Origin of the sequence: Pseudomonas alkylphenolica (genome assembly GCF_000746525.1) — a bacterium.
Lineage (GTDB): Bacteria > Pseudomonadota > Gammaproteobacteria > Pseudomonadales > Pseudomonadaceae > Aquipseudomonas > Aquipseudomonas alkylphenolica.
This window is the reverse complement of record NZ_CP009048.1, coordinates 199,514-222,601: the sequence shown is the minus strand read 5'-3', so window position 1 is coordinate 222,601 and position 23,088 is coordinate 199,514. Positions and strand designations below refer to the sequence as shown.

21 protein-coding genes, 1 tRNA gene and 1 pseudogene are annotated in these 23,088 nt (G+C 60.8%); 8 read left to right on the top strand and 15 right to left on the bottom strand.

Features of this window, described 5'->3' with window-relative positions:
• Positions 1–100 precede the first annotated feature (100 nt).
• The 12 genes and pseudogenes from PSAKL28_RS00995 to dibA form a co-directional block, all read right to left on the bottom strand.
• A complete protein-coding gene (locus tag PSAKL28_RS00995; protein WP_038605443.1) occupies positions 101–1,042 on the bottom strand; it encodes a sigma 54-interacting transcriptional regulator in 942 nt (313 codons plus the stop codon).
• Positions 1,043–1,107: 65 nt separating this feature from the next.
• A complete protein-coding gene (locus tag PSAKL28_RS00990; protein WP_038605440.1) occupies positions 1,108–1,689 on the bottom strand; it encodes an alpha/beta hydrolase in 582 nt (193 codons plus the stop codon).
• Between the two features lie 249 nt (positions 1,690–1,938).
• Complete coding sequence (locus tag PSAKL28_RS00985; protein ID WP_038605438.1) at positions 1,939–2,340, bottom strand: ExbD/TolR family protein; 402 nt, start codon at positions 2,338–2,340, stop codon at positions 1,939–1,941.
• Position 2,341: 1 nt separating this feature from the next.
• A complete protein-coding gene (locus PSAKL28_RS00980) occupies positions 2,342–3,064 on the bottom strand; it encodes a MotA/TolQ/ExbB proton channel family protein (RefSeq protein WP_038605437.1) in 723 nt (240 codons plus the stop codon).
• Positions 3,065–3,091: 27 nt separating this feature from the next.
• Positions 3,092–3,861, bottom strand: a pseudogene (locus PSAKL28_RS00975) (energy transducer TonB).
• A gap of 245 nt (positions 3,862–4,106) precedes the next feature.
• Positions 4,107–6,449, bottom strand: a complete 2,343-nt coding sequence (locus tag PSAKL28_RS00970) for a TonB-dependent receptor (RefSeq protein WP_038605435.1) — start codon at positions 6,447–6,449, stop codon at positions 4,107–4,109.
• 302 nt (positions 6,450–6,751) lie between these two features.
• On the bottom strand, positions 6,752–7,741 hold the full coding sequence (locus tag PSAKL28_RS00965) for a sulfate/molybdate ABC transporter ATP-binding protein (protein ID WP_038605432.1): 990 nt from the start codon (positions 7,739–7,741) through the stop codon (positions 6,752–6,754).
• A gap of 3 nt (positions 7,742–7,744) precedes the next feature.
• Entirely contained in the window at positions 7,745–8,617 is an 873-nt protein-coding gene (cysW, locus tag PSAKL28_RS00960; RefSeq protein ID WP_038605430.1) for a sulfate ABC transporter permease subunit CysW, read from the bottom strand.
• 14 nt (positions 8,618–8,631) lie between these two features.
• The gene (cysT, locus tag PSAKL28_RS00955) at positions 8,632–9,450 is read right to left on the bottom strand and encodes a sulfate ABC transporter permease subunit CysT (RefSeq protein ID WP_038605428.1); all 819 of its coding nucleotides are present in this window, start codon (positions 9,448–9,450) and stop codon (positions 8,632–8,634) included.
• Between the two features lie 87 nt (positions 9,451–9,537).
• The gene (locus tag PSAKL28_RS00950) at positions 9,538–10,545 is read right to left on the bottom strand and encodes a sulfate ABC transporter substrate-binding protein (RefSeq protein WP_038605426.1); all 1,008 of its coding nucleotides are present in this window, start codon (positions 10,543–10,545) and stop codon (positions 9,538–9,540) included.
• A 73-nt stretch (positions 10,546–10,618) separates the two neighbouring features.
• The gene (gene oscA, locus PSAKL28_RS00945) at positions 10,619–10,801 is read right to left on the bottom strand and encodes a sulfur starvation response protein OscA (protein ID WP_038605423.1); all 183 of its coding nucleotides are present in this window, start codon (positions 10,799–10,801) and stop codon (positions 10,619–10,621) included.
• A 151-nt stretch (positions 10,802–10,952) separates the two neighbouring features.
• Complete coding sequence (gene dibA, locus PSAKL28_RS00940; RefSeq protein WP_038605420.1) at positions 10,953–12,848, bottom strand: phosphodiesterase DibA; 1,896 nt, start codon at positions 12,846–12,848, stop codon at positions 10,953–10,955.
• Between the two features lie 149 nt (positions 12,849–12,997).
• Here dibA and desA point away from each other — a divergent pair, with 149 nt between their 5' ends.
• Positions 12,998–14,182, top strand: coding sequence for a delta-9 fatty acid desaturase DesA (gene desA, locus PSAKL28_RS00935; protein WP_038605417.1), 1,185 nt, complete (start codon positions 12,998–13,000; stop codon positions 14,180–14,182).
• Between the two features lie 134 nt (positions 14,183–14,316).
• Positions 14,317–15,306, top strand: coding sequence for a GGDEF domain-containing protein (locus tag PSAKL28_RS00930; protein WP_038605414.1), 990 nt, complete (start codon positions 14,317–14,319; stop codon positions 15,304–15,306).
• A gap of 72 nt (positions 15,307–15,378) precedes the next feature.
• Here PSAKL28_RS00930 and PSAKL28_RS00925 read toward each other — a convergent pair whose 3' ends face one another.
• The 3 genes from PSAKL28_RS00925 to gabD all read right to left on the bottom strand — a co-directional run bounded on the left by PSAKL28_RS00925 (position 15,379) and on the right by gabD (position 19,637).
• A complete protein-coding gene (locus tag PSAKL28_RS00925) occupies positions 15,379–16,587 on the bottom strand; it encodes a response regulator (RefSeq protein WP_038605412.1) in 1,209 nt (402 codons plus the stop codon).
• A 140-nt stretch (positions 16,588–16,727) separates the two neighbouring features.
• On the bottom strand, positions 16,728–18,011 hold the full coding sequence (gene gabT, locus PSAKL28_RS00920) for a 4-aminobutyrate--2-oxoglutarate transaminase (RefSeq protein WP_038605410.1): 1,284 nt from the start codon (positions 18,009–18,011) through the stop codon (positions 16,728–16,730).
• 183 nt (positions 18,012–18,194) lie between these two features.
• Positions 18,195–19,637: an NADP-dependent succinate-semialdehyde dehydrogenase gene (gene gabD / locus PSAKL28_RS00915; RefSeq protein ID WP_038605409.1), complete on the bottom strand. Its 1,443-nt coding sequence runs from the start codon at positions 19,635–19,637 to the stop codon at positions 18,195–18,197.
• 260 nt (positions 19,638–19,897) lie between these two features.
• On the opposite strand from gabD, the gene PSAKL28_RS00910 reads away from it, so the two are divergent.
• From PSAKL28_RS00910 to PSAKL28_RS00885, 6 genes are all read left to right on the top strand, one after another.
• Positions 19,898–19,974, top strand: a tRNA-Arg gene (locus PSAKL28_RS00910).
• Positions 19,975–20,216: 242 nt separating this feature from the next.
• On the top strand, positions 20,217–20,726 hold the full coding sequence (locus tag PSAKL28_RS00905) for a hypothetical protein (protein ID WP_038605406.1): 510 nt from the start codon (positions 20,217–20,219) through the stop codon (positions 20,724–20,726).
• Positions 20,727–20,737: 11 nt separating this feature from the next.
• A complete protein-coding gene (locus tag PSAKL28_RS00900) occupies positions 20,738–21,268 on the top strand; it encodes a DUF5384 family protein (RefSeq protein ID WP_038605403.1) in 531 nt (176 codons plus the stop codon).
• Between the two features lie 58 nt (positions 21,269–21,326).
• On the top strand, positions 21,327–21,650 hold the full coding sequence (locus tag PSAKL28_RS00895) for a hypothetical protein (RefSeq protein WP_038605400.1): 324 nt from the start codon (positions 21,327–21,329) through the stop codon (positions 21,648–21,650).
• Positions 21,651–22,125: 475 nt separating this feature from the next.
• Positions 22,126–22,440, top strand: a complete 315-nt coding sequence (locus PSAKL28_RS00890) for a DUF3077 domain-containing protein (RefSeq protein ID WP_038605397.1) — start codon at positions 22,126–22,128, stop codon at positions 22,438–22,440.
• A 200-nt stretch (positions 22,441–22,640) separates the two neighbouring features.
• The gene (locus tag PSAKL28_RS00885; RefSeq protein ID WP_038605394.1) at positions 22,641–23,081 is read left to right on the top strand and encodes a CBS domain-containing protein; all 441 of its coding nucleotides are present in this window, start codon (positions 22,641–22,643) and stop codon (positions 23,079–23,081) included.
• Positions 23,082–23,088 lie beyond the last annotated feature (7 nt).

Here is a 23,088-nt window from a genome sequence, read left to right as displayed (position 1 = left end):
TGCTAGCTGGCTTGGAACGGACAATACCGAGATTTTTTATACCGGAACAATATCTTTTATTTCGCTGCTTATTCCATTTTAACCACGAAGCTGCGCCGGATTACCCGGCGCCTTGCGCCAGACGCAACAAAGCCTGTTCCAACAGGCCCTGCAGGGCGCTGCGCTCATCGGCAAGCGCCCGCTGGCACAGCTGATCAAGCTGACTGGTCAGGGCTTGCAGCGGCGTTGGCAGGTTCAAGTGCCGGGGCAGAATCTCTTCGCCACTGCTGACCAACAACGCAAAGTGAATGACGTTCTCCAGTTCTCGGGTGTTGCCCGGCCAGCTATGAAACTCCAGCACACGCTGGGCGGCCTCACTGATCAACGGCACCGGCAGGTTCAGCCGCGGGCTGTAGATACCGACGAAATACTCGGCCAGCGGCAGGATATCGCCGACTCGCTCGCGCAAGGCTGGCAGCTCCAGATGCCCTTCGCGTAGATAGTGGTAAAGCCGCTTATGGAACTTGCCGGCGCTGACCGCCTCGCCCAGGTCGATACTCGACGCTGCGACCAGACGCACATCGACTGGGTTGGGTTGCTGGGCGCCGACCCGGGTGACTTCACGGTTTTCCAGGGCAGCGAGCAACTTCGCCTGAATCGCCAGCGGCAAGTCGGCGATTTCGTCCAGGTACAGGGTGCCGCCATTGGCCGAGCCGAACCAACCGGCCCGGCTGCTGGCAGCGCCACTGTGAGCACCGGCGCTGTAGCCAAACAGCTCGGCATCGGCGTAGGTCGGGCTGATCGCCGCGCAGTTGACCGAAACGAACAGGCCGGCGCGATCACTGGCGCGATGAATCTGCCGGGCCAGCAGCTCCTTGCCGGTACCGGTCTCGCCGCGGATCAGTACCGGCAGCGCCAATGGCGCCAGCAGTTCCAGCTCCTCACGCAATTGCCGCGAGCGCGGGTCGACGAACACCAGCGCCTTGGCGCGGATGCTCAGCGGGCTCTTGTCCAGCTCAGGGAAGGTCAGCAGCGGCTGACCGAAGGTGTCGTGATTACTCATGGCAAACTCCCGCCCGAAGCACCTGGGGCCGGGCGTTGGATCAGGATAAGGTCAGCGCCTGGGGTTCAGGCGCGGCGAAGGGCGTGTTGTTCCAGACGGTTCTGCAGGCGGTACAGGTAGGCGAAGCCCTGCTCCCAGCGGCGATGCCCGGACTTGACGTTGATATGCCCGGCCCCGGCCAGAAAACCCACCTCGGCGCCCCAGGCTCGCGCCAGCTGCATGGCGCGTGGTGCACTGATTGCCGGATCGTTGTCGGAGCTGACCACCTGGCTCGGGAACGGCAACAACTGCTGGGCAATCGGCGCGAAGTTGCGCAAGGCTGGCGAGCACGTCGGGCGCTCGACATCAGCTGGCGCTACCAGCAAAGCGCCGCGCACACGACGCAGCAGGCTGGCACTGGCTTGTGCAGCCCAATGGGCGACGGTGATGCAGCCCAGGCTGTGGGCAATCAGGATCACCGGCGAATCGTCAGCGGCCACGGCCTGTTCCAGAGCCGCCACCCAGTCGTGGCGCTGCGGCGTCACCCAGTCGAGCTGTTCGACCCGCGCACTGTTGGGCAGCACTTGCTGCCAGTGACTCTGCCAATGATCTTCTGGCGAACCTTGCCAGCCCGGCACAATCAGGTAACGAATCGACGTGTTGCGCATGGGGACGCCTCCTGCTGGGTTTGCGTGCTTGAGGCCAAGTATAGGGAGGTGGTTATATTCGTAAAGGAATAAGAAGATATTTATTAATAACCAAACTATCAACTTCTACCCCGGTGGGAGCGGGCTTGCCCCGCGATGGCGGCTTGTCAGTCACATCGCATCGCGGGGCAAGCCCGCTCCCACCGGCAAAAAAAAGGGACCACCCCCTGCCCAGGAATGGCCCCTGAAGACTTGCCTGAGGTGTGTTGCTCAGCGGGCGGTGATCACCGACAGCTTGGTAATCCCCGCACGTTCGATCGAGGCCATGGCGCGCGCCACTTCCCCATAATTCACGCCATCGTCGGCCTGCAGCTGCACACGCAGTTCCGGATCCTTGGCCTTGGCGGTCTGCAGGCTGATTTCCAGCAGGTCGGGCTGGATCTCATCCTTGTTGATGAACAGTTTGCCGCCGCCATCGATGCTCACCACCAACGGGTCTTTCTGCTCCACCGGCGCCACGGCTTCGGTCTTCGGCAGGTTGATCGGGATGGCGTTGGTCAGCAGCGGAGCGGTGACGATGAACACCACCAGCAACACCAGCATCACGTCGACCAGCGGCGTCACGTTGATCTCGCTGAGTACTTCGTCACTGTCCTGGGTCGAGAAGGCCATATCAGGAAGCCTCCTTCACTTTTTGCGCGGTGCTGCTGGCCGGCTTGTAGGCTGTTGGGTGCACCAGCACGCGGAAGGCGCTCTTCTGCGCCAGGCTGTAGAAGTCGTGAGCGAAGTCATCGAGATCAGCAGCGGTCAGCTTCAGGCGCCGCAGGAAGTAGTTGTAAACCAGCACCGCCGGCACCGCGACGGCGATCCCCACACCGGTGGCGACCAGCGCCGCACCGATAGGGCCGGCAACGGTTTCAAGGCTGGCCGAGCCCGCCGCGCTGATGCCCTTGAGGGCTTCCATGATGCCCCAGACCGTACCGAACAGACCGATGAACGGCGAGGTACTGCCGATACTGGCGACCACCGCCAAGCCGCTTTCCAGCGAGCGTCGCTCACGCACGATCTGCTGGCGCAGGGCGCGCTCCAGGCGGTCCTGATGGTTGATGGCCTGGCTCAGGTCGCTGGCCTGACCGGGCTCGCCAACGGCAATGGCGGCGTAACCGGCCTGGGCCACCCGGGCAGCCGCGCCTGGCTGGGTTTCGCTCAGTTGCGCGGCGACATCCAGGCTGGAAGCGGCCCAGAAGTGTCTGTGGAAACGCTTGTCCTGGTTTTTCAGACGGACAAACTGCACACCTTTGATCAGGGCCAAACCCCAAGTGATGACAGAGAAGCCCACCAGCAGCCAGATCACCGCGCTTTCGATGGATTCGAGGGGGGATGCCAATAACGTCATGATCAATACTCTCTCTGTTAGCGCGAATTAGTGGATCTTGAATTCGATCGGCACACTGACCCAGCCGTCCACGGCCACCTCACCCTGCTTGGCCGGAACGAAGCTCCAGCGTTTGACCGCTGCCAGAGCGGCGTCGTCGAGCTGCTGGCGGCCACTGCTTTTTTGCAGCTGAATCTCACCGGGTTTGCCGCTGGCCAGGACATGCACGCGCAACATCACCGTGCCTTCCCAGCCGCGCCGGTGGGCCAGCGCCGGGTACTCCGGGGCCGGATTCTTCAGGTACCCGGCGCAGGCGGCGTCGGTGCGGCAACCGGTTGCGGTGGCGCGAGAGGCTGCTCGACCGCCTTGGGCGCAGATTTGGGCTGCGGCTTGGCCACGGGTTTTGCCACAGGCTTGGGTTTGGGTAGCGGCTTGGGTGCAGGTTTTGCCGCCAGCTCATCGACCACCGGTGGCGGTGGCGCGACCACGGTAGGTGGTGGCGCAGGCGGTGGTGGCTCGACTACGGGCGGCGCTGGCTGCGAAAACTCGATGGTCATTGGTGGAATTTCCGGCGGCACCACCGGCAGCACCGGCGTTGGCGTCTGGCTGAGCCAGTAGGCAACGCCACCGTGCAGAACCAGGGCGAAAACCCCCAGGAGGATTTTTTCCCGGCGCCCCAAGGCGCTTTTCGGCGTGCGCTGAAGACGTTGGTGCGCCAAGGGGACACGGTGCGGTCGGCCGAGATCGACCAGCTCACCGCTCGGCGTCTGGCGCCAAAGCACATTGAGCGCGGTAGCGGCGGTCTGGACATTACCCATTGATCAACTCCTGGGATCGCTATGTGTTTCACCGAAGGCAGCTCATTTGCCTTCGCTGTGTGGATCATCACTGCTGCCGGCTTATTTCTTAAAGTAATCTTTAAAGTTATGAATAGAACTTAAATGAATAACCAAAACCAACCTCTCGCTCTACCCCGCGCCATTCAAGGGCTTGGCCCAATCGCCGGGTTGACGATGCCTGCCGCGCATGAAAAGTATTCAGGGCAGGCATCGAAAAACCGTTCTCAGAAGTCGTAACGACCGGTCAGGCCCAGCGTTTTCGGTGTGCCCACCAGGCCTTCATAACCACCGTTGGCAGCGCTCCAGAGGGTGGTGTAGTAGGTCTTGTCGAAGGCGTTTTTCAGCCACAGCGAGACGTCCCACTGGCCCTGACCGAGATCGCCGCGCAAGCCGGTGGACAGGTTGACCACGGCGTAGCTGGGGATCTGTGCGAAGTCGGAGTCCTCAACCGTGCCCACTGCCTTGGAGCGGAAGGCATAGCTGGCGGTGACATAGGGCTGCAGGCCGTTGTCCAGATCCCACTGGTACTGGCCGTTGGCATTGCCGATCCATTTCGAGGCGCCGACCACCTGATGCCCGGTGAGGTCGCAGGAAGCCGGTGCCCCTGGCTGCAAGGCGACTTCCGGGGCGCACGGGGCGTCTTTGTAGGACAGGTAACGCACATCGTTGTAGGAGCCGTTGAGGTTCAAGGTCAGGCCGCGGATCGGTACCAGGGTGCTCTCCACTTCGACCCCGCGCGAGCGCACGGAACCTGCGTTGGTCAGGTACTGCACACGGTTGGCTTCGTCGTAGGCGTTGGTCTGGTAGCCATGCACTTCGGTCCAGAACAGGTTGGCGTTGAGCTGCAGACGGCGATCCCAGAGGGTGCTCTTCAGACCCAGTTCGGCATTGTTGGCCCGCTCGGTACCGACCAGCAGCGAGTCGGCACCGGCCACCGGCGCGGTCGCCACCGTCAGGTTGACGCCGCCGGACTTCTCGCCATGGGACAAGGTGGCATAGCCGAGCAGATCATCGGTAAAGCGATAGCTCAGGTTGAGCAGGCCCGAGGGGCTGAAGGTGTACTGGTTCAGATCACCCGAGTCGTACGCCCCCACCCGGCCCTGACGGACAGCGGCCGCAGCGCCGCTGACAGCAGCACCGCCGACGGGGGCTGCGCGATCGACCCAGGCGCTTTTCTCTTCATAGGTGCCACGGATACCGGCGGTGAAGTCCAGGCGCTCGGTCAGGTGCCAGGTGCCTTGGCCGAACAGGGCAAAGCTGTCGGTCTCGATATGGCCCTTGCCGAGCGTGGTGACATTGGCCAGGGCACCGGCCGGGGTGCCATTCCAGATATCCGCCTGGGGACCGTAATAGACGAAGGATTTGTTATCCAGATCGGAACCGAAGTAATAGGCGCCCAGTACGTAGTCAAAGAAGCCACCGGTGGGTGACGCCAGGCGAAATTCCTGCGAGTACTGCTTGTCGCGCACCGAAACCCCGGAGTTGAACGCCGCAGGCACGTTCAGGCCCTCGTCGTTGCGCGGGGTGAAGTCCCACCAGCGGTAGGAACTGACAGACGTGAGGGTGAAATCGTTGTCCAGGGTCCAGTTGGCCTCAAGCGAGGTCCCACCCTGGAACACCGTGACCTGTTGGTCGCTGTCCAGGTTGACCTTGCGCGTGCTGCCATCGATCAGCGTGGCACCTGCCGCCTTGGCCCGGGCTTCGTAGCGATTGACACCGTTGATGGTCGGCCCGGTGCTGTACAGCAAACGCGTGCCGGCACTGGAATCCTCTTCGTTGTAGTCGCCGATCCAGCGCAGGTTGAACTGCTCGCTGGGCTTGTATAGCAGCTGACCACGAAAGCCCTGGCGCGAACCGCCATTGAGGGTATGGCCGTCGAACTCGTTCTTGATGTCGCCGTCGCTGCGGGTCCGGTAGGCCGAAATGCGCCCGGCCAGCGTCTCGCTCAAGGGCCCGGACAGGGTGCCCTTGGTCTGGAAGTAGCCATCCTCGCCCACCGAAGTTTCGATGCTGCGCTCGGGGGTAAAGCTCGGTGCGCGGGTGCTGATGTTGATCACCCCGGCGGTGGTGTTCTTGCCGAACAGGGTACCTTGCGGACCGCGCAGTACTTCCAGTTGCTCGATGTCCATCAGGTCGAACACCGCCATGCCCGGACGGCCGAGGTAGACGTTGTCCAGGTACAGGCCGACGCTGCCTTCCAGGCCATCACTGGCAGGGTTGTTGCCCAGACCGCGAATCGACACGCTGGACTGGCGCGCATGCATGTAGGCAACGTTGACGCTCGGCACCAGTTGCTGCAGGTCTTGTATGCGGTACACGCGCTGGGTTTCCAGCGCCTGGCCATCGATCACACTCATCGGTGTCGGCACGTCCTGGGCACTCTCCTCGCGACGCCGGGCGGTCACGGTGACGGTCTTGAGCTGGCTGTCGCTGGCTTTCACCGCAGTCTGTTGCGGTTCGGCGGCCTGGGCCGGCAACCAGTGCGTACTGCCGGCCAGCAGCAGGGCCAGGGGCAGGCGCTGGAGCCGCCGTGAAGAGAGAGGTGCAAGGCGATGGGTCGGGCTCATGGGCGGCTCCTGGCCAGGAATGCATATTCCTGTTAGCTATTTATTTATTAGTTGAAATAGATTTATCGAATAGGAGATGACCTTTATAAGGAGTGCGGCAGAGGTAGGGCAAATGCCTTTGGCCGATACTTTTTATGAGAAAAATGCATATGCCGCGCAGGCGTGAACGAGCACCTAACGCGTGCTAGATGTGGTGCTTGTTGGGGGTTCAGGGAGGGGAAATGCGATCGCGGGGCAAGCCCGCTCCCACAGGTGTTTTACATACCCTGTGGGAGCGGGCTTGCCCCGCGATTGAGGATGACTCAGATATTGGCGACTTTCTGCCAGACCTTGGGCTTGAAGAACAGGGTCTCGCCACGCGCCAGGCCACTCAGGCTGTCATGGTCCTTGACCACTTCAGCCTCGATCAGCTCGCTCTGCCCTTCGACCTTCAAGGTCACCCGGGTAGTTGCGCCCAGCGGCCGGATATCACGTACTTCAGCCGCATGATGCCCCTCAATTTCATGCCGCGACAGCGACACTTCATGAGGCCGGAACAGCACGTGGTGACCTTCGCTCAGGTGCAGGCGGTTGGAGTCACCGAGGAAGTGGTAAACGAAATCACTGGCCGGGTTTTCGTACACCTCGCCCGGCGAACCGATCTGCTCGATCACGCCTTTATTCATCACCACAATACGGTCGGCAACTTCCATCGCCTCTTCCTGGTCGTGGGTCACAAACACCGACGTCAGGTTGATATCTTCGTGCAGACGCGCCAGCCAGCGGCGCAGCTCTTTACGCACCTTGGCATCGAGGGCGCCGAACGGCTCGTCGAGCAGCAGCACCTTGGGCTCAACGGCCAGGGCGCGCGCCAGGGCGATACGCTGGCGCTGACCACCGGAAAGCTGCTCGGGATAACGGTCGCTGAGCCAGTCGAGCTGAACCATGTTCAACAGCTCATGGACCTTCTCGGCAATCTTGCTCTCGCTCGGCCGCTCGGCCTTGGGCTTCATGCGCAGACCGAAAGCGACGTTGTCGAACACGCTCATGTGGCGGAACAGGGCGTAGTGCTGGAACACGAAACCGACGTTGCGATCACGCACATCGTGACCGGAAACATCCTCACCGTGGAAAACGATATTGCCCTGGTCTGGGGTTTCCAGCCCGGCGATGATCCGCAGCAAAGTAGTTTTGCCGCAACCGGACGGACCAAGCAGCGCCACCAGCTCACCGCTGTGGATATCCAGGTTGATGCTGTCCAGAGCCTGGAAAGCGTTGAAGCGCTTGCTGACGTTACGAACTTCGATCGACATGAATTATTCCTCCGCTGCGCTATGGCGCAGACGGTTAATACGGTTCTCGCTCCACTGCTTGAGCAGCAGGATGAAGAGCGCCAGGATCAGCAACAGGCTGGCGACGCTGAAGGCCGCAACGTGGTTGTATTCGTTGTAGAGGATCTCGACGTGCAGCGGCAAGGTGTTGGTCACCCCGCGAATGTGCCCGGAAACCACCGACACCGCACCGAACTCACCCATCGCCCGCGCGGTACACAGCACCACACCGTAGATCAGGCCCCATTTGATGTTGGGCAGGGTCACGTGCCAGAACATCTGCCAGCCGTTGGCGCCCAACAAACGCGCAGCCTCTTCCTCTTGAGTGCCCTGCTCCTGCATCAGCGGGATCAGCTCACGGGCGACGAAGGGCACGGTGACGAAGATGGTCGCCAGAACAATGCCCGGCAAGGCGAAGACGATCTGGATGTCGTGGTCCTGCAGCCACGGCCCGAACAGGCCCTGGGCGCCGAACATCAGCACATAGACCAGACCTGCGATCACCGGCGATACCGAGAATGGCAGGTCGATCAGCGTCACCAGGATGCTCTTGCCACGGAAGTTGTACTTGCTCACGCACCAGGCGGCGCTGACACCGAACACCAGGTTCAGTGGCACCGAGATAGCCACGGCGATCAGGGTCAACTTCAGGGCCGACAAGGCGTCAGCCTCGAAGATCGCTTCAAAGAATGTTCCCAGGCCCATTTTCAGGCCCTGGGACACCACGATAACCAGCGGCAGCAGCAGGAACAGGGCGAAGATCAACCAGCCGAGACTGATCAGGATTCGCCGCGAGGTCGAGCTGCCACGGCGGGCGGCGTTGGCCGAAGCGGCCGCGCCAAGGGTAGATGCAGACATGGACGTGGCCTCCTTCAAGGGGTTTCGATGCGCCGCTGCAGCAGGTTGATCAGCAGCAACAGGATGAAGGAAACCACCAGCATCAACACGCCGATGGCAGTGGCGCCGGTGTAGTCATACTGGTCGAGTTTGACCATGATCAGCAGCGGCAGGATCTCGGTTTTCATCGGCATGTTGCCAGCGATGAAAATCACCGAGCCGTACTCACCGACACCGCGGGCAAAGGCCAGGGCAAAACCGGTCAGCCAGGCGGGCAACAGCGCTGGCAGCAGCACGTAGCGAAACACCTGCAGCGGTTTGGCGCCCAGGCAGGCCGCGGCTTCTTCGACTTCCCGAGGGATGTCGGCCAGTACCGGCTGCACCGTTCGCACTACGAACGGCAAGGTCACGAAGGTCAGCGCCAAGGTAATGCCCAGCGGGGTGTAGGCGATCTTGAAACCCAGGTCAGTGGCGAACTGGCCGACCAGACCCGCCGGCGCGTACAACGCGGTCAGGGCAATACCGGCCACGGCGGTCGGCAGGGCGAACGGCAGGTCGATCATCGCCTCGATGATCTTGCGTCCCGGGAAGGTGTAGCGCACCAGCACCCAGGCCAGCAAAGTGCCAATGATGCCGTTGATGATGGCGGCGCAGAGAGCAGTACCGAAGCTCAGCTTGAGCGCGGCGAGCACACGCGGTGCACTGATGATGGCCCAGAACTGCTCCCAGGTAAGCTGGGCGGCATGCACGAACATGGCCCCCAGCGGTATGAGCACAATCAGACTGAGGTACACCAAGGTGTAGCCCAGCGTCAGCCCGAAGCCGGGTATGACAGGGGAGATACGACGTGACATAAAGGTCCCTGGTTGAACGCAAGAAGCCCGGGACGAATCCCGGGCCCATGCTGGCTACTGAATGGCGATTATCCTGACGGCCATGCCTCACTGAGCCGTGTAGATCTGGTCGAACACACCGCCATCGTTGAAAAACTTGGGTTGGGCAGTTTTCCAGCCACCGAAGTCTTTGTCGATAGTTACCAGATCCAGTTTCGGGAACTGCTTGGCGTATTCGGCAGCAACTTTTGCGTCACGCGGACGGTAGAAGTTTTCTGCGGCGATTTTCTGTCCGGCCGGGCTGTACAGGTGCTTGAGGTAAGCCTCGGCGATCTGCTCGTTCCCCTTCTTCTGGGCATTCTTGTCGACCACCGCTACCGGTGGCTCGGCGAGGATCGACAACGACGGCACGACGATTTCGAACTTGTCGTTGCCACCGTCTTCCTTGAGGGCCAGGAACGCTTCGTTTTCCCAAGCCAGCAACACGTCACCCTGACCGTTGTTGACGAAGGTGATGGTCGAGCCACGGGCGCCGGTATCGAGTACCGGTACGTGCTTGAACAGCTCCTTCACGTACTCCTGGGCCTTGGCTTCGCTGCCACCGGCTTTCAGGCCGTAGGCCCAGGCGGCAAGGAAGTTCCAGCGCGCACCGCCGGAGGTTTTCGGGTTCGGGGTAATCACCGAAACATCATTCTTGATCAAGTCGCCCCAGTCCTTGATGCCTTTGGGGTTGCCCTTGCGCACCAGGAACACGATGGTCGAGGTGTAGGGTGTGCTGGCTTCCGGCAGGCGGGTCTGCCAAGTGTCCGGCAGGGACTTGCCGAGCTTGGCCACTTCGTCGATGTCGCCGGCCAGGGCCAGGGTCACCACGTCGGCGCGCAAGCCGTCGATCACCGCCCGGGCCTGCTTGCCCGAACCACCATGGGACTGCTGGATCTTCACTTTGTCGTCCGGGTGAGCCTGCTGCCAGTGCTTGACGAACTCGGCGTTGTACTGCTGGTACAGCTCCCGAGTCGGATCGTAGGACACGTTCAACAACTCGTAGTCCTTGGCGATGGCGGAACCGGCAAACACGGCGCTGGCGAGTGCAGCCAGGGCATAACGGCGGATGGACATGGTGAAGCTCCCGATTGGCTATTTTTTCTAATTAGGTGGCGCGTTCATCGCGGGACAAGCCCGCTCCCACAAGTCAGCTGGGCTTGTGGCTAGGGTTCTGCAGACGGAATTTTTCCTTGCGTTCGATCTGCACGACCTGGGCGTTGTGTACGGTGATTTCCACCGCACCAAACCGCAGATCGCGCAGAGCGCTCTGGATTTCGCGCAGAATGGTGGCTTCGTCCTGACCGTCAACGCTACGCAGAGATGCGCTCATGCTCGTGCTCCTGGTGAATAAGGGATGCCGTGCAGTTGCGTGAAGGGGAGCGACTGCGCCTGGCTTGAGGGTAATCTTAGGGGGCGTTGAATATTCTTAAAAATACTATTTAAGAATTTTTATATAACTAAATACATTGACAGAAAACCCCTCAATCCCATCGCAACTGCGGCGCCGGAACCGGCCGTCCAAACCAGTACCCCTGCCCCAGCTGGCACTCATGTTCGAGCAGAAACTGCGCTTGCTCGGCCTGCTCGATGCCTTCGGCAAGGACCTGCATGCCCATGCTTTTGCCCAGCGCGATAATCACCCGGACGATCGCCGCATCGTCTTCATCCCACGGCAAACCAGCGACAAAGCCCTGATCGATCTTGAGCTTTTGCACCGGCAACCGCTTGAGCCGCAACAGCGAAGAGTACCCCGTACCAAAGTCATCGATGGCCAGACGCAGCCCCAGTTCACGTAAACGGTGCAACTGCTCCAGAGCGACTTCAGGGTCATCCATCACCGCACTTTCGGTCACTTCCAGTTCCAGCATCGCCGGGGCCAGACCGGTTTCATGCAGTACCTTGGCCACCTGTTGATAAAGGTCACGATGAGCAAACAGGCGACTGGAAATGTTCACCGCCACGAACTGCAGCGGCCGCCCGCTGGCCTGCCACTGCACCATCTGTGCGCAGGCATGATGCAAGACCCAGGTATCGATATCGGCAATCAGGCCGGTGCGTTCGGCAATCGGGATGAATTCACCGGGCGCCACCAGCCCGCGCTGTGGGTGCTGCCAGCGCACCAGCGCCTCGACGCCAATCATCGCGCCGCTGTTGAGCTCATGCACCGGCTGGTAATAGACCCGCAGCTCTTCCTGCTCCAGCGCCCGGCGCAGCTCTCCAGCGGTTTCGACCCGCTGCTGGGCATGGGCCGTCAGCTCTTCGGTGTACAACGCGTAACCGGCACGCCCACAGGCCTTGGCCTTGAACAGCGCCGAGTCGGCATTGCGCAACAACTGCTCGGCGCTCAGGGCATCGCTGGGGAACAGGCTGATACCAATGCTGGCACTGACGAACAGGCGCTGCTCATCGAACTCGAAGGGTTGCTTCATTGCATCAATGATATTTTGCGCCAGTGCCGCGGCCTGGCCGACCTGCGGACACTGCTCGGTGAGCACGGCGAACTCGTCGCCCCCCAGGCGAGCCAGGGTCACGCCGCTACCGAGCAGCGCCTTGAGACGCTCGCCCACCACTTTGAGCAGTTGATCACCGACATTGTGCCCAAGGCCGTCGTTGATGCTCTGGAAATGGTCCAGGTCCAGCAACAGCAGGGCACAACCGCGCTTGTTGGCTTGGGCCGCGGCCAGCGCCTGTTCGGCGCGGTCGTTGAACAGCAGGCGGTTAGGCAAGTCGGTGAGCGGATCATGATGGGCCAGGTAGGCCAGCTCGCGCTCGCTGTGCTTGATCGCGCTGATATCGCTGAACACCGCCACATAGTGGCTAAGCTCGCCACTGTCATCGCGGATCGAGCAGATGGTCTGCCACTGCGGGTACACCTCGCCACTCTTGCGCCGGTTCCAGATCTCGCCGCTCCACTCGCCCTTTTCGGCCAGGGTCGCGTAGATCTCCTGATAGAACGCCGGCCCATGCCGCCCGGATTTGAACTTGCTCGGCCGCTGACCGATGACCTCGTCCTTTTCGTACCCGGTGATCTGCATGAACGCCCGGTTCACATGCACAATCACCCCGTCACGTTCGGTCACCAGCACGCCTTCAAGGGTGCTGTCGAACACCGCCGCGGCCATGCGCAGACGTTCGCGGTCTTCGCGGCGCAGGCGTGCGCCGACACCGATGAAATTCAACAGCCGCGCACGAGAAGTGAAGATCAGCATGGCGCTGCACAGCACCCAGACATAGGCACTGAGCAATTGCCAACGGGCCAGTTGCTGAGGATTATCGAAAAGACTGCTCAATAATTGATCAGAAAGTGCCAGCCAAAGCACAGACAACACCAGGTAAAGCGCAGCCATGCGCATGGCGTCTCGAATGGAAGCAGACATAAGGTCCTGACAAGCCCACAAAAAATATTGGGGGATTATAGGGTAGAAACATCCCGTGACCTCCTATCTAAAAGGCCGACTGGTTTTATTTACCGGTGCAGGGATAATGCTTCCCGCTGTTCCTTATGTTCTAGAGGGCCCTTTCGCCTATGTGGTACCAAGGTTTGCTCAACTTGTCGGCCTGGCAACTGCTGGCAGTTACCCTGGTCATGACCCATGTGACCATCGTCAGTGTCACGGTCTACCTGCACCGCTATTCAGCCCACCGCTCGCTGGAACTGAACGCCGGGCTCAAGCACTTTTTCCGTTTCTGGCTGTGGCTGACCACGGCGCAGAACACCCGCGAGTGGACAGCCATCCACCGCAAGCACCACGCCAAATGCGAGACCGTCGACGATCCGCACAGCCCGGTGATCCTGGGGTTGTCCACCGTCCTGCGCAAAGGTGCCGAGCTGTACCGCGCAGAGGCACAAAACCCGGAAACCCTGCGAATCTACGGCAAGAACTGCCCGGAAGACTGGATCGAGCGCAACCTCTACTCGCGCTACAAGCTGGGCGGTATCGCCCTGATGGCGGTCATCGACCTGCTGCTGTTCGGCACCATCGGTATCACCATCTGGGCCGTGCAGATGATGTGGATTCCGTTCTGGGCCGCCGGGGTCATCAATGGCCTTGGCCATGCCGTCGGTTATCGCAACTTCGAATGCCGCGACGCCGCCACCAACCTGGTGCCGTGGGGCATCATCGTCGGCGGTGAAGAGCTGCACAACAACCACCACACCTACCCCAACTCGGCCAAGCTGTCGGTCAAGCGCTGGGAGTTCGATATGGGTTGGGCGTGGATCAAGCTGTTCTGCTTCCTGCGTCTGGCCAAGGTGCAGCGCGTCGCGCCGATCGCCCATCGGGTCGAAGGCAAGGGCCAGCTGGACATGGACACCGCCATGGCGATCCTCAACAACCGCTTCCAGATCATGGCCCAGTACCGCAAGCTGGTGATCGCACCGCTGGTCAAACAGGAACTGGCGCGGGTCGATGACTCGGTGCGCCATCAGTTCCGCCGCGCCAAGCGCTTGCTGTCGCGGGAAACCAGCCTGCTGGAAGACCGTCATCACCTGCGCATCCAGACCATGCTCGAACACAGCCAGGCGCTCAAGACCATCTACGAAAAACGCCTGGCCCTGCAACAAATCTGGCTACGCACCAGCGCCAACGGCCACGACATGCTGGCGGCGATGAAAGACTGGGTACACGAGGCCGAGGCCAGCGGTATTCAATCGCTGCGTGACTTCGCGGCGCAGCTGAAAACCTACTCCCTGCGCCCTGCAGCGAGCTGACGCCGTTGATCGGCGCGCCCTTCGCGGGGCGCGCCGTCCGGAACTTCACCGCCTATTCTCACTCTGACAGGCATAACGCCCGCGTGGCGGGCCGGGTCGTGGCCGCCCGCCTCTGTGTGAGAAGTTCCGCGCAAATGGTCAACAAGAAACCGACGTCCCAACCCCACAATGAGCCCCCTGAACTGGCCCAGGCCCTCCTGGCGCTGATGCACGCCCAAGGCGAAGTGGCGCGCTTGAGCGAGCGCGAACAGCTGTTCAGCTCATTGCTCGATAGCGTCAATGCCGTACTCTGGGCGTTCGATTGGGAATCCCGTCAGGTGCTGTATGTCAGCCCCGCCTACGAGCGAATCTTCGGCCGCCCGGCCCACTTGCTGCTGGCTGACTTCAATGAATGGCGCGACAGCATCTACCCTGACGACCTCGACTACGCCGAGCGCAGCCTGGCCGAAGTGCTGGTCAAAGGCGCCGTGGAAGACCGCGAGTACCGCATCATCGATGCCGACGGCAACGTCCGCTGGCTCAGCGACAAGTGCTTTATCAACCAGCAGACCGACAGCGAACATCGGCTGATCGTGGTCGGCATGGCCGAAGACATCACTGAAAAGAAACGTGTCGAAGGCGAGCTGCAGCTGCTGGCAACCACAGATGTCCTGACCCAGAGCAGCAACCGCCGGCACTTCTTCGACTGCGCTCAGCAAGCGTTCGAAGCGGCACGGCGGGAACACACGCCGTTGACCTTCCTGCTGCTCGATATCGATGACTTCAAGCAAATCAACGACACCTATGGTCATCAGGAAGGCGACTATGTGCTGCAGCACATCGCCGACACCGGCAAGGCCGTGTTACGCCATGGCGATCTGTTCGGGCGCATCGGTGGTGAGGAGTTTGCCGCAGTGTTCCCCGGCTGTACGCCACAGGTCGCCGAACAGATCGCCGAGCGCTTGCAGCGGGAAATCCAGCGTCTGGAATTCAGTCATGATCAGCAGGTGTTCGGCGTGACCGTGAGTCAGGGGCTGACCGGCATCAGTGAAGTGGATTCATCGCTGGACAGCCTGTTTGCCCGGGCGGATGCGGCGATGTACCAGGCCAAGCGCCAGGGCAAGAATCAGATTGTGATTGGCTGAAGGCCTCATCGCGGGGCAAGCCCGCTCCCACAGCGGTGTCCGGTGGGAGCGGGCTTGCCCCGCGATACCAACTCAAACCTTACGCAGCCTGCTCAACTCCGCCATCCCCACCTTGAGCAACCGCGCCGTCTTGCTCTCGGCCAACGCCTCCAGCCCCTGATCCGCCGGCAACCGCGCCAGCTGCCCGGCCAGGTTCATCACCAGTGCTTCACGCGAATACACCCCGCCGCCCAGCTGGTAGATCGCCGCGATCAGTTCGCGCAGCTCCAGCGGCAAGCGCCAGCGAGTGCGTAACGCCGAACCGAAGGCCGCGCCAAATTCATTGAGCGACAACTCAATGTCATCCTCATCCAGCTCGCCCCCGGATAAGCGCCACTCCTGCAGGCAACGCAGCAACGCCAGGTCACCCAGGCAATGCAGCAGACCGGCGCAGTAACACCGCTCCTGATCCAGCTCGAGCATCCGCGCCTGCACCCGGGCGTACTCGGCCGCGTGCAGCGACAGCTCCCAGAAGTGCTGGGCCCGCTGCGACAACAAAGGGTCACTGAGCTTGGCGCTGCGCTTGAGCGTCAGCCCCAGAATCAGGTTCATGCTCTGCGTGGTCCCGAGCTTGTTCAGCGCCTGCAGCAATGTCTGCACGGCGCCGTCGCGGTGCAATGCAGCACTATTGGCGGCGGCGATCAGCACGGCCGTCACCTGCGGATCGTTGCGGATCTCTTCTTCCAGCGTTTTGAGGTTGAGCCCCTGCGGGTTCAGGCTGCGCTTAATGGCCTGCTGCACATCGGCCAGCAACGGACCGCCATCGGCCGTAGCCCGGCGTCCCTCGAGAAAACGCGTCAGGGTCATACCCGGTTGCAGCGCCGGCACCGGACAGGCAATTTGCTCACCGACCTTGAGCAGCAGCTCCTCCAGGCGATGACGCAAGGCGTCCATGTTCAGGGGCTTGCTCAGGTAAGCCGTAGGTGCGAACGGCAAGGCTTCGCGCACGCTGGCACTGTCGCTGCGATTACTCATGAGAATGAACGGCAGCGCCGGTTGACGCTGCTTGGCGCGCACATTGCGCAGCAGATCCAGGCCGTCACCGCCAGGCAGTTCACGCGCGGCAATGATCAGGTCAGGCTGGCACGACAGCGCCGCCAGCGCCTGGGAGCCATCGGCACAGACCTGCACCCGTGCATCGCAACGCACGCTGAGCAGCATCTGGCTGAGCATCTCCCGTACCCAAGGGTCGCCTTCGGCAATCAACACGCAAGGTGCTGTAGGTGGGTTGGCAGTGCTCATACGCGGCTCTCCGATAATTCACGACGCGCAATCCCGCGCACCTTCCAAGATCTCTCCTTGCTGGCAACCTTAGCCGTCTTGCGTTCCTGTAGTCGAAAAAAAACCCGCCGAAGCGGGTTTTTCTTCTACTGCGTCACAGTTTACGCGAGTTCTGCGAAGCACTCTTCGATGATTGCCAGACCTTTGTCCAGTTGCTCATCAGGCGAGGTCAGCGGAACCAGGATACGCAGGACGTTGCCGTAGGTGCCGCACGACAGCAGGATCAGACCCTTGTCACGCGCCTTGGCTACAACCGAAGCAACGGCAGCAGCGTTAGGGGTGTGGGAACCGGCCTTGTCGAACACTTCAACAGCGATCATCGAGCCCAGGGCACGCACGTCACCGATGATCGGGTGCTTGTCCTGGATCTTGCGCAGGCCAGCAACCAGACGCTCGCCAACCGCCTGGCTACGCTCCAGCAGTTTCTCTTCTTCGAACACTTCCATCACGGCCAGGGCCGCGGCGCAAGCGATCGGGCTACCGGCGTAGGTGCCGCCCAGGCCGCCCGGAGCGATAGCGTCCATGTATTCAGCCTTGCCGCAAACACCGGCCAGCGGGAAGCCACCGGCGATGGATTTGGCGAAGGTGGTCAGGTCTGGGGCAACGCCCATCTGCTCCATGGCGAAGAAGGTGCCAGTACGGCCAGCGCCGGTCTGCACTTCGTCAGCGATCAGCAGGATGCCGTGCTGGTCGCACAGGGCGCGCAGACGCTTCATGAACTCTTTAGGCGCAACGTAGAAACCGCCTTCGCCCTGAACTGGCTCGAGGATGATCGCGGCGATGTCGCGTGGCTCGGCGTCGTTCTTGAAGATGCGTTCGATCGAAGCGATCGAGTCGTCAACGCTGACACCGTGCAGTTCGTTCGGGTACAGAGCACGGAAGATGCCGCCTGGCATCAGGCCCATGCCGGCCGAGTAAGGCACGACTTTACCGGTCAGGCCCAGGGTCATCATGGTACGACCGTGGTAGGCGCCGGTGAAGGCGATCACGCCGGCACGGCCAGTGGCGGCACGGGCGATCTTGATGGCGTTTTCAACGGCTTCGGAACCGGTGGTGACCAGCAGGGTTTTCTTGGCGAAGTCGCCAGGCACCTTGGCGTTGATCTTTTCGCACAGCTCGACGTAAGGCTCGTAGGCCAGTACCTGGAAGCAGGTGTGGGTCAGCTTGTGCAGTTGGGCTTCAACGGCAGCGATGATCTTCGGATGCACGTGACCGGTGTTCAGCACCGCGATACCGCCGGCGAAGTCGATGAACTCGCGGCCTTCGACGTCAGTAACGGTGGCGTTTTTTGCCGACTCGGCGAAGATCGGGTGGATCTGGCCAACACCGCGTGGAACAGCGGCGATACGACGTTGCATCAAAGATTCGTTGGTCTTGTTGCTCATAATGTCCTCAATTCGCCACACACAAGGTGGCGCGATTCAAGTCAGAGTGGCCGGTATTCAACTGCTGGCAGCATGCGTTGATCGACTGCTGCAGGGGCCCAGGCCACTGGGTGTACGGTGTAAAAAGGCCAGCGAGACGTCGCTCTCGCGCCTCGCTGGCAGAGGTAAAGCCTTACGCTGCGATCAGATACTGATGCACAGGTATTTGATTTCCAGGTAGTCCTCAATGCCGTACTTGGAACCTTCGCGGCCCAGGCCCGAGGCCTTGATACCGCCGAACGGCGAGACTTCGTTGGAGATCAGACCGGTGTTGATACCGACCATGCCGTACTCCAGCGCTTCGGCAACACGGAACACACGGCTCATGTCACGGGCATAGAAGTACGAGGCCAGACCAAACTCGGTATCGTTGGACATGGCAATGACTTCAGCCTCATCCTTGAAACGGAACAGTGGCGCCAGCGGGCCGAAGGTTTCTTCCTTGGCCACTGCAGCGTTGTTCGGCACGTTGACCAGAACGGTCGGCTCGAAGAAGTTGCCTTCGATCAGCTTGCCGCCGGTCAGTACCTGAGCGCCTTTGCCAACCGCGTCAGCAATGTGCTCCTGAACCTTGGCGACCGCTTTGCCATCGATCAGTGGACCGGTGGTGGTGCCGTCTTCCAGGCCGTTACCGATTTTCAGCTTGGCCACAGCGGCCTTGAGCTTCTCGGCGAAGGCATCGTAGACGCCGTCCTGAACGTAGATACGGTTGGCGCAGACGCAGGTCTGACCGTTGTTGCGGTACTTGGAGATGATCGCGCCTTCGACGGCCTTATCCAGGTCAGCGTCGTCGAACACGATGAACGGTGCGTTACCGCCCAGCTCCAGGGAAACTTTCTTGATGTCCTTGGCGCATTCGGCCATCAGCTGGCGACCGATTTCGGTCGAGCCGGTGAACGACAGCTTGCGCACGATCGGGTTGCCGGTCAGCTCGCTGCCGATGTCGCCGGCGCTGCCGGTGACCACGCTCAGCACGCCAGCCGGGATACCGGCGCGGGTGGCCAGCTCAACCAGGGCCAGAGCCGAGTACGGGGTTTGCGAAGCAGGCTTGAGGACCATGGTGCAGCCAGCGGCCAGGGCCGGTCCGGCTTTACGGGTGATCATCGCCGCCGGGAAGTTCCACGGGGTGATCGCCGCGGTTACACCGATTGGCTGCTTGATCACGATCAGGCGCTTGTCTGGCTGGTGACCAGGAATGGTGTCACCGTAAACGCGCTTGGCTTCTTCAGCGAACCACTCAATAAAGGAAGCGGCGTAGGCGATCTCGCCTTTGGCTTCAGCCAGTGGCTTGCCTTGCTCGGTGGTCATCAGGCGGGCCAGGTCGTCCTGGTGCTCGATCATCAGTTCGAACCAACGACGCAGCTTGCCAGCACGCTCTTTGGCGGTCAGTGCACGCCAGGCCGGCAGCGCCTTGTCGGCGGCCTCGATGGCGCGACGGGTTTCGGCCGCGCCCATCTTCGGCACAGTGCCGATGATCTCGCCGGTGGCCGGGTTGTTGACCTTGATGGTCTGACCGTTGTCCGCGTCCAACCACACGCCATCGATGAAGGCTTGCTGGCGGAACAACTGGGCGTCTTTAAGCTGCATGTCGGCTTCCTTAACGGCACCGTACAGACACGGCGCGAATTATTGATTGTAGAAAAAGGAGAGCGTTTGAAATCTCAAACGAATCCTAGGAGCAACGAGGAAAAAGGACAATAGGGTGTTCGAAAAAAAGAACAAAAAGCGCTATACGGCGACCTTTTTCAGATCAACGTCACTTATAGACCGGTGTGTGTGCAAAATCGAACACAGCCATTCTGGCGATGGACGCCGACAGTCTAGATGGGTATCATGGCGCCCGCGTTGCACTCGTAGCTCAGCTGGATAGAGTACTGCCCTCCGAAGGCAGGGGTCGTGGGTTCGAATCCCGCCGAGTGCGCCATTTTCCTCTCCCTTTGCTTGCAAAGGTCTGGCGTTTTCGCCACCTCCGCTTATCAAGATCTCAATTCGTCCGGCTGCTCCTGCCAAACGAAGACCTTCCTTTATTACCACTCGCTCTATCCAGATCCCCTATAAGTACTGTTGGCTTTACCTCGTTTAAACAATCCGTTTAGAATGATGGCAATATGCCCACCAAAATGGACTGCGGCGCAAGGTTACCCACACCCTCCAGGGAATTTAGGAATGAAAATGCTGAAACACTGTCTGGCTTTGACCGTTGTCGCTTCTCTCGTAGGTTGCCAGGCGACGGGCGAGCAGTATCAATCCGATGTGTTTGATGCCAGCCAGGTGAACACCCAGCAGGAAGCCAAGACCGTCAAGATCCTCACGATCTCGCCGACCAAGATCAAAGTCAGCAACGAAAAGAACCAGAAAGCCGCAATGATGGTTGGTGGTGTACTGGGCGCCTTGGGTGGCGCAGCGTTGGGTGCTGGCAAGAACAAAGACACCGCTATCGTCGGTGGTGTTGCCGGTGGTGGTGCAGGTGCCCTCGCAGGCTCGATGGTCAACGACACTACCCTGGTTCCAGGCGTGCTGATCGGCTACTCCGAGAGCGGCAAGATCTACACCTCCGCCCAGGTTGGTCGCCCATGCGACTTCCAAGTGGGTGGCATCTCGCTGATGGTCATGACCATGTCCAACGAGACGCGCATTCAGCCGAATGCTACCTGCCCAGAACCTAAAAAGAGCTGAGGCAGCCGGACATGAAGCATATTGTTCTGGGCACCGCCCTCGCGCTGTCTGCCGTGACCGCCACGGCTGGCCAGTTCGATCAGCTTTACCAGATCGAACAGCAAACCAAGCAGAAAGAAGCAGACCTGGAAACCGAACGCCTGCGTCAGGCCGCTGCGGCCCAACAGCGCGCCGAGTCCCGCGAAGCCGCTGCTCGCCAGCAACGCGCCGCGGCACAGCGGGCCGCTTCGCAACGTGCCGCTGAAAGGCAACAGGCGCAAGCAGCGGAAGACAAGCGTGTTCGCACTCGCGAAGAAGGCTTCGAAGACGAACTGCGCGCGCTGGAGCTGGAAGAGCGTCGCCTGGAGCTGCAAGCGAGAAAGGCCAAGGTTGCACGGACCAACGACTACATCGATGCCGAGCTGCGCGACAGCGCCGCCCGCACCGACGTGATCCAGTCCAACGCCGACGCTTCGCGCAACGTGACCTCTGGCGCCAAATCCTTGCTGGAAGATGCCGGCAAGGCCGAGGTCAATCGCTCCACCAAGCTGTTCGGCGAGTAACTATCCCCGGGTCAGCCTCGGCGCATGCGCCGGGGCCGCCCTCTGCAGAGACAACATCATGCTACGTATGATTATGCTGGCAGCGGCTGGCCTGCTGCTGAGCGGTTGCTTCAAGGAAGAAGCCAAGTTTCCCACCGTCGACCTGCATGGCCGTCTGGTGGTTGATCAGGAAATGACCACCTCGCGTCAGGCCCAGGGCATCCAGGGCGAGTACTTCAAACGCGTGCTCAGCGTTAACGGTCAGGACATGGACTTTGGCGCCTTCGTCAAACAGTACTGCCCAGACAGCAACACCCGTAACGAAACCTGCATCAAGGCCTTCCGTATCAAGAAGATCGATGATGTCAGCGGTGCTACCCGGTTCTTGCCTAACGGGCTTTGATCCCTATCGCGGGCAAGCCCGCTCCCACTGTGGGTGCACTGTCTGTCACCTGGCTAACTGTGGGAGCTGGCCTTGCCAGCGATGCAGGCACCGCGCAATACCTGATACCGCACCGATGTCATCGCCGGCAAGGCCGGCTCCCACAAAATCCCCTGTAGATGTCAGATTTTGTTTCGAACCCCTCGAAAATGCTGGCTGATTTGACGTCCTAGGAAATACCCTACCGAGTCTGTCGATACCCGTCTGCTTGTCCATGGGAACTCGTACCTCTAGGCTTCTGCTCGTTACCGAAAACTCGGTGATCGGGTGTGGTAACCCGGGTTGCGATTTATTCTTGTGCAGTCAATGGCGGCTGTACGCGGGAGGCCTTCGGGCCTGCTGGGATAGCTCGCACCCGGTTTACCACCCCGTGTACAGCTGCCACCCATTCGTGTGGTAACGATGCTGGTGTCAGCTCCAACTAGCGAGCATTGACATGAAGAAAATTGTTCCCGATCCACCACTGGATCAATCTATCACCACCGCCCACACCGTCTTCGGCAATTGCGAGGCCGGCCACTCTCCGCTGTTCGCCGTCTGTTCCGGCATCGCCGCCCACGACGCGCTGGTGCACGCCTCTTTATATCTGAGCTGTGCCTACGACACCGGCTACAAAGCCTTCGACCACATCGACCCGGCCAGCAAGAACTTTCTCTGGTCGACCCTGCATTCGGTGGAAATGGCCAAGGGCCTGGTTGATGCACTGCTTGATGGCATAGAAGATCGACCCATGGATCAGCTCAACAGATAACACGGTAGGAGCGGGCTTGCCCCGCGATCCGATGTGGCTGACAGCCCGCAATCGCGGGGCAAGCCCGCTCCCACCGGGGTTACAAGTACCATGACGTTTTTCAATCGACTCGATGCCGCTTTCTCCCTTGCTCTGTGGCCATCTGTACACGATTCTGTAGGTATCTGCCGTCATCCACTTCCAGCATCGCAGAGGCCTCTATGAAAACCGTGGCACAGCTCCTGAAAACCAAAGCCGAGAAGCATCACCAGGTGCATACCATCGCGCCGGATCAGATGGTGCTCGATGCACTGAAGTTGATGGCCGAGAAGAACGTCGGCGCCTTGCCGGTGGTCGAGGGCGGCCAGGTGGTGGGGATCGTCAGTGAGCGCGACTACGCGCGAAAAATGGTGCTCAAGGGTCGCTCCTCAGTAGGCACGCCGGTCAGCGCAATCATGAGCGCGCCGGTGATCACGGTGGACCCGCAGCAGAACATCGATTACTGCATGAACATGATGACCAACAGCCACCTGCGGCACCTGCCGGTGGTGGAGAACGGTGAGTTGCTGGGCTTGCTGTCGATCGGTGACCTGGTCAAGGAAGCCATCGCCGAGCAAGCCAATATGATTGCACAGCTGGAACAGTACATTCGCGGCGACTGACTCGCCG

What these genes read in the sequence shown, in the direction of transcription:
- PSAKL28_RS00995 (WP_038605443.1), bottom strand. Translation starts at nt 1,042, where the DNA reads ATGAGTAATCACGACACCTTCGGTCAGCCGCTGCTGACCTTCCCTGAG.
- PSAKL28_RS00990 (WP_038605440.1), bottom strand. Translation starts at nt 1,689, where the DNA reads ATGCGCAACACGTCGATTCGTTACCTGATTGTGCCGGGCTGGCAAGGT.
- PSAKL28_RS00985 (WP_038605438.1), bottom strand. Translation starts at nt 2,340, where the DNA reads ATGGCCTTCTCGACCCAGGACAGTGACGAAGTACTCAGCGAGATCAAC.
- PSAKL28_RS00980 (WP_038605437.1), bottom strand. Translation starts at nt 3,064, where the DNA reads ATGACGTTATTGGCATCCCCCCTCGAATCCATCGAAAGCGCGGTGATC.
- PSAKL28_RS00970 (WP_038605435.1), bottom strand. Translation starts at nt 6,449, where the DNA reads ATGAGCCCGACCCATCGCCTTGCACCTCTCTCTTCACGGCGGCTCCAG.
- PSAKL28_RS00965 (WP_038605432.1), bottom strand. Translation starts at nt 7,741, where the DNA reads ATGTCGATCGAAGTTCGTAACGTCAGCAAGCGCTTCAACGCTTTCCAG.
- cysW (WP_038605430.1), bottom strand. Translation starts at nt 8,617, where the DNA reads ATGTCTGCATCTACCCTTGGCGCGGCCGCTTCGGCCAACGCCGCCCGC.
- cysT (WP_038605428.1), bottom strand. Translation starts at nt 9,450, where the DNA reads ATGTCACGTCGTATCTCCCCTGTCATACCCGGCTTCGGGCTGACGCTG.
- PSAKL28_RS00950 (WP_038605426.1), bottom strand. Translation starts at nt 10,545, where the DNA reads ATGTCCATCCGCCGTTATGCCCTGGCTGCACTCGCCAGCGCCGTGTTT.
- oscA (WP_038605423.1), bottom strand. Translation starts at nt 10,801, where the DNA reads ATGAGCGCATCTCTGCGTAGCGTTGACGGTCAGGACGAAGCCACCATT.
- dibA (WP_038605420.1), bottom strand. Translation starts at nt 12,848, where the DNA reads ATGTCTGCTTCCATTCGAGACGCCATGCGCATGGCTGCGCTTTACCTG.
- desA (WP_038605417.1), top strand. Translation starts at nt 12,998, where the DNA reads ATGTGGTACCAAGGTTTGCTCAACTTGTCGGCCTGGCAACTGCTGGCA.
- PSAKL28_RS00930 (WP_038605414.1), top strand. Translation starts at nt 14,317, where the DNA reads ATGGTCAACAAGAAACCGACGTCCCAACCCCACAATGAGCCCCCTGAA.
- PSAKL28_RS00925 (WP_038605412.1), bottom strand. Translation starts at nt 16,587, where the DNA reads ATGAGCACTGCCAACCCACCTACAGCACCTTGCGTGTTGATTGCCGAA.
- gabT (WP_038605410.1), bottom strand. Translation starts at nt 18,011, where the DNA reads ATGAGCAACAAGACCAACGAATCTTTGATGCAACGTCGTATCGCCGCT.
- gabD (WP_038605409.1), bottom strand. Translation starts at nt 19,637, where the DNA reads ATGCAGCTTAAAGACGCCCAGTTGTTCCGCCAGCAAGCCTTCATCGAT.
- PSAKL28_RS00905 (WP_038605406.1), top strand. Translation starts at nt 20,217, where the DNA reads ATGAAAATGCTGAAACACTGTCTGGCTTTGACCGTTGTCGCTTCTCTC.
- PSAKL28_RS00900 (WP_038605403.1), top strand. Translation starts at nt 20,738, where the DNA reads ATGAAGCATATTGTTCTGGGCACCGCCCTCGCGCTGTCTGCCGTGACC.
- PSAKL28_RS00895 (WP_038605400.1), top strand. Translation starts at nt 21,327, where the DNA reads ATGCTACGTATGATTATGCTGGCAGCGGCTGGCCTGCTGCTGAGCGGT.
- PSAKL28_RS00890 (WP_038605397.1), top strand. Translation starts at nt 22,126, where the DNA reads ATGAAGAAAATTGTTCCCGATCCACCACTGGATCAATCTATCACCACC.
- PSAKL28_RS00885 (WP_038605394.1), top strand. Translation starts at nt 22,641, where the DNA reads ATGAAAACCGTGGCACAGCTCCTGAAAACCAAAGCCGAGAAGCATCAC.